The sequence below is a fragment of the Bowmanella yangjiangensis genome (assembly GCF_017255015.1).
GTDB classification, from domain to species: Bacteria; Pseudomonadota; Gammaproteobacteria; order Enterobacterales; family Alteromonadaceae; genus Bowmanella; species Bowmanella yangjiangensis.
This window is the reverse complement of sequence record NZ_JAFKCS010000069.1, coordinates 1-4,723: the sequence shown is the minus strand read 5'-3', so window position 1 is coordinate 4,723 and position 4,723 is coordinate 1. Positions and strand designations below refer to the sequence as shown.

6 protein-coding genes are annotated in these 4,723 nt (G+C 64.9%); 3 read left to right on the top strand and 3 right to left on the bottom strand.

Features of this window, described 5'->3' with window-relative positions; genetic code table 11:
• Positions 1 to 615, bottom strand: a 615-nt coding sequence (locus J0A65_RS21525) for a DUF1302 domain-containing protein (RefSeq protein WP_206596384.1), incomplete at its 3' end; no start/stop codon positions are given.
• A gap of 217 nt (positions 616 to 832) precedes the next feature.
• A complete protein-coding gene (locus tag J0A65_RS21520) occupies positions 833 to 1,636 on the bottom strand; it encodes an alpha/beta fold hydrolase (protein ID WP_206596383.1) in 804 nt (267 codons plus the stop codon).
• Between the two features lie 219 nt (positions 1,637 to 1,855).
• On the opposite strand from J0A65_RS21520, the gene J0A65_RS21515 reads away from it, so the two are divergent.
• The 3 genes from J0A65_RS21515 to J0A65_RS21505 all read left to right on the top strand — a co-directional run bounded on the left by J0A65_RS21515 (position 1,856) and on the right by J0A65_RS21505 (position 4,573).
• The gene (locus J0A65_RS21515) at positions 1,856 to 2,764 is read left to right on the top strand and encodes a LysR family transcriptional regulator (protein ID WP_206596382.1); all 909 of its coding nucleotides are present in this window, start codon (positions 1,856 to 1,858) and stop codon (positions 2,762 to 2,764) included.
• Positions 2,765 to 2,949: 185 nt separating this feature from the next.
• The gene (locus J0A65_RS21510) at positions 2,950 to 4,215 is read left to right on the top strand and encodes a serine hydrolase domain-containing protein (protein ID WP_206596381.1); all 1,266 of its coding nucleotides are present in this window, start codon (positions 2,950 to 2,952) and stop codon (positions 4,213 to 4,215) included.
• Positions 4,216 to 4,219: 4 nt separating this feature from the next.
• Entirely contained in the window at positions 4,220 to 4,573 is a 354-nt protein-coding gene (locus J0A65_RS21505) for a hypothetical protein (RefSeq protein ID WP_206596380.1), read from the top strand.
• Positions 4,574 to 4,579: 6 nt separating this feature from the next.
• On the opposite strand, the gene J0A65_RS21500 is transcribed toward J0A65_RS21505, so the two are convergent.
• A partial coding sequence (locus tag J0A65_RS21500; protein ID WP_206596385.1) for an integrase core domain-containing protein occupies positions 4,580 to 4,723 on the bottom strand: 144 nt, incomplete at its 5' end.

Here is a 4,723-nt window from a genome sequence, read left to right as displayed (position 1 = left end):
GCCGTTCTGGAAGAACAGCCCCTCGCCCCAGTTGACTACTTGGCTGCCGGCGCGCAGGTGCAGCGGTCGCTCGTCGATGTCGAAGTCGGCGAACACATAGGCATCGAGCAGCTCCAGGCCCTGGAACTTGGCCAGGTCGTCGAACTCGCTGTCGTCCAGCTTGGCATTCATCCGATAGAGGTTCGAGGAATGCCCATAGTCGACCTTATGGTTCTCCAACACATAGTCGTACCAGGCCTTGCCGCGCAGGAAGGCGCCGTAGTTGTGGTAGTTGAACTCCACCTCGCCGAGCAGGGTGACCGGCGCCGACACCAGATCGTGCTTCTTAAAATTCAGGCGACCGTCGTCGCCGTTGCGCGCGCCGGTGGGGTTGAACTTGCCTGGCGCGCCCAGGCCGATACGGTTGGCGTTGCCCTGGAAGATCAAATTCGAATCGGGGGCTTCCGTGGACCAGATGCCGCCAGCACTGATGCTGCCACTGGCGCGGCCGCTGATCTCACCCCATTCGAACTCGGCCGCGTGAGCGGAGATGGCGAATGCCAGGGGGGCAACGGCCAGCGCGGCCTTGCTCAGGCGGTGTTGGGGATGGGCCTGTCGGCCTCGAGTGGACTTCATGTAACACCCTCCTATTTATTCTTTTTGGGGGGTCGATATTGCGTGCGCTGAGGTTGCGCACCGTTCAGGCTAGCTGCCCGGCGGGCCGCCGATTAGAGTCCTGCCTAGACTGGCCCCATTGTCGGAGCCGGCTTTCTCTTGTTGCTGGATACTTCGTGCCACTGACTTAACAATTGGCGCCGGCCGCGCTTTGCCCGGTCGCAGCAGCCGTGCGGCGTTAGCGGTGCTGGGCCAGCCACTGAAGAATCTGAGTCGCGATGGCCTGCGGCTGTTCGGGCAGCATGGCGTGGCCGGCGTTCGCCAGCAGTTGGACTTGCACCCGCTGGGGAAAGGCAGCCTGCAGCTGGCGGGCGTTGTCTTGTGGCGCTACGCGGTCCTCGACCGCCTGGATGACCAGGAGCGGCGCGGTGCCGCCCGACCACCAACTGTTCCGCGGCGTGGCGTGGTTGGCGGCCTCCTGATACTGCGCCACCTGCGGGTACCAGCCGTCGCGCCAGACCGCCGGGTCGTTGCGGTCAGCGAAGAAGGCCAGGTGCACCGCCGCCATATGCTCGGCGTCGGGCAGTTCGGTGCGGAAGCTGTCGCGCAGCGCCTTGGCCACGGTCGGCGGAATCGGTGTGGCGCCGCCCGCCGCCAGCAGGACCACGCCGCGGGTCCGCTCCGGATAGCGGGTGGCGAAGGTGCGTGCGACGCGATTGCCGAAGGCATGGCCGATCACCACCACGGGACGCTCGGTCACCCGGCTCACGACCAAATGCACATCCTCGGCCAGGTCGTTCAGGGTCAGGTCGGTCAGCGCGCCGCGACTGCCGGCGATACCACGTGGCTGGGGTAGGATGATTTGGTAGCCGGCGGCGCGCAGGCGCTGCTTGAGGTCGTCGAAGTCTTGTGCTCCGCGCCCCAGCGAGGGAATCAGCACCAGCGGCTGGCCTTCGCCGAGGACCTCGGCCTGGATGCTGCGCTGGCCGTCCGCAACCTGCAACTCGACGGCTGCGGCCGGGCCGGGCAGGTGCGTGAGCAACAGGCCCAGGCCCAGGCCACTGAGGCGGGTGCTCGTCCCGGCAGCGGGACTACCTGCGCGTAACTTGAGAGTGGGGAGGGGCATAGCTACCTCGTGCCGACTGGGTGCGCGGAGGGTCGCGCGCTCGGTGAATGTTGCTTTCGGCCGAGTCTAGGCTTCCCTATCGATCGAGAACAGTTTAATAAAGTCATCTTTCGATGCATTTTAGGAATCAAAAGGGTGACCACTCTTAAGCAGCTCAAACACCTGCAAGCGATCCATCAGCACGGCACCATCCATCGTGCCGCCGAGGCGCTGCACATCACCCAGCCGGCCCTGACCCGTAGTCTGGGCAATCTGGAGGAGGCGCTGGGGGTGCGTCTGTTCGACCGCAGCAAGAGCGGCATGCAGGCTACGGAGTTCTACCTGCGCATCCGCGCGCGCTGCAGCCAGCTGTTGCTGGAGGCGGAGGAGTTGGAGCGCGAGGCCGGGCTCTACCGCAATCTGGAGGCGGGGCAACTGTCCATCGGCATCGGCCGGGCCAGCCGGGAGCTGGTGCTGCGTGCGGTATTACCGGAATTCGTCCGGCGGCATCCGCAGGTCCGCGTGCAGGTGCGCGAGGGTGTTGCCGAGGAGCTGGTCCAGGGCCTGCAGAGCCGCAGTCTCGATCTGGTGCTCGCCGGATTGGGCAGTTACCGCGACGTCGAGGGGCTCGCCTGGCAGCATATACAGGACTTCACGTCCAGCATCTTCGTCCGCAACGGGCACCCGCTGGTGAGTCGCCGCAAGGTCGCGTTCGCCGAACTGATGAACTTCCCCACGGTCTCCGCCGCCGAACTGTCACCCACTCACCCGCTGCGAAAGAGGCTGCCCGGCCTCGCTGCGCTGCAGGTGAGCGTACTGTGCAGCGACTTCCAGGTGCTCAGCGAGGTCGTCGTCAACACCGATGCCTGGATGGTCGCGCCGCAGTTGCAGTTCGCCGCGGAGCTGGCCGCCGGCCGTCTGACGGTGCTCGAGGTGGAAGACTGGGATCTGATCATCGAACTCAGCGCTATCGAGCTGTCCGGGCGCTCTCGTTCGCCGGCCGCGCAGCGCTTCATCGAACTGTGCCAGACCCGTCTGCCCGGGCTGGTCGCTGCGGACGTCTGAGCGTCACGGGACGGCCGGATAAGCGGATGCTCTGCATCGGCAATGATGCTCGAAAGGCATCATTTGATGAGATCATTGAATTATTAATCATCAACCTGTCGGCCTAACCTAGTCCTCGGCGAGAGTCTCGGCAGGCGTCGCGTAGCTCTCGCGTGACCCACTTCTATGGCGCCGGAGTGCTAGTGATGTCCATAAGAAAATACAACCCAAAACAGGGGGCACGGATCGGCCTAAGTTTGGGGCTGATGCTTGGTCTCTCCGGGGGGGCGGCGGCGGAGCTGGCCGTCGACAGCTGCCCGCCTGAGCGGCTACAGGCGGTTGCCCGCTATTTTTCCGTCACCACGGCCGAAGCGCCGCAGCATTACCAGAGCGCCTACCGGCAGTTCCCGGCACGTGCCATAGGCGCGGCGCCTGATCCCTTGCCGCTAGCGCGAGGCAAGCCGCTGGGCGAGGTGGAGTTCCGTTACGCCGACAGTGCGCGGCGTCTCGACGACTTCCTGCAGGACACCCGCACCCATGCCTTCCTGGTCCTGCACAAGGGCCAAATCCGCCGCGAGCAGTACTTTAACGGCGGCACTGCGGAAACCCGCTTCCTGGCCAATTCGCTGACCAAATCGCTGGTCGGCCTGCTGGTGGGAGTAGCCTTGGAACAGGGCCTGATTGCCAGCCTGGATGAGCCGGTCAGCCTCTATCTGCCGGAGTTGGCCGGCAGTGCCTATGACTCGGCAAGCGTGCGCCAAGTACTGGACATGACCACCGCGGTGCGCTTCGCCGGGCAGGACCCCAAGGCCGCTGGCCGGGGGCGGGACATCGAGGCCGCTGCGGGGCGCAGCTTCGCCTGTGGCCAGTCCCTGCGGCCGCATCCGGCCAGTGCGTTGCCGAGCGAGGACGCTCGGCATGGCGAGCGCTTCAGCTACGTCAACACCAACCCCCAGGTGCTCGGTGCACTGCTCGAGCGCGTCGCCGGCATGAGCCTGTCGCAGTTCATGGAGCGTAACTTGTGGTCGCGGATCGGGACCGAGGACATGGCCTACTGGCTGGTCGACCAGCCTGCGGTCGATAACGCCATGGAGCATGCCTGGATGGGCTTCAACGCGCGACTACGTGACTACGCCCGTGTGGGCCAGCTATTGCTGCAGGAAGGCGAATGGCAAGGCCAAGCGCTGATCGCAAAGGACTGGCTGGAGGCGAGTGAGAAGCCCACGGAGGGTTTCCTGCAGCGCCTGCCGGAACGCCCGCAGTTCGGCTACAGCCACCAGTGGTGGATACCCTTCGGCGGCGCGGGGGAACTCATGGGCATCGGCTTCGGCGGGCAATACCTCTATGTCAATCGACCCAGCCAGTTGGTCGTAGTGCAGCTCAGCGCCAACCCGGCCTATGACCCGCAGCAGACCTCGGAGCAGGCGCTTGCGGCCTTCCGGGCCATCGCCGACCAACTGGAGCAGGAGTAAGTTCATGAGTCCGAATCTACTTAAGGCGTTGCGGCGACTGGCCGCCGTGCTGATGCTGCTTTCCGGCATCACCCATGTGTCGCAGCTGCTGGTCTACGGTTTCGCGCCCAATGTGCTGGGGGCGGCGACCTTCGGCGGGATCTATCTGCTCATCGGCGTGCTGCTGCTCAGGCAGGGTCTGTTGGGCTTGTGGCTAGGCGCCTCTCTTCCCGCGATCGGCGGTATCCTCGGTGCCGTCCGCTACCTGATGGTGCATGCCAACCCCTTCAGCCTGTTCCACATCGGCATCGACCTGATAGTGGTGCCCATCTGCCTCGGCCTACTGATCTTCGAGTATGGTCGGCTACGGCGGCGGTAGGCGCAGCTAGCTGTGTAAACCCAGTACGTTGTTCAGTGAAAGCGGCGCTCTGCTGATTGGGGGCAGGTATCCGAGGCTGGCGTGCAGTCGGTGCCAGTTGTAGTGATGCACCCAGGGCAGCAGGTGCGCTGCTCGCTGCTGTGAAGTGTC

What these genes read in the sequence shown, in the direction of transcription:
- J0A65_RS21510 (WP_206596381.1), top strand. Translation starts at nt 2,950, where the DNA reads ATGTCCATAAGAAAATACAACCCAAAACAGGGGGCACGGATCGGCCTA.
- J0A65_RS21505 (WP_206596380.1), top strand. Translation starts at nt 4,220, where the DNA reads ATGAGTCCGAATCTACTTAAGGCGTTGCGGCGACTGGCCGCCGTGCTG.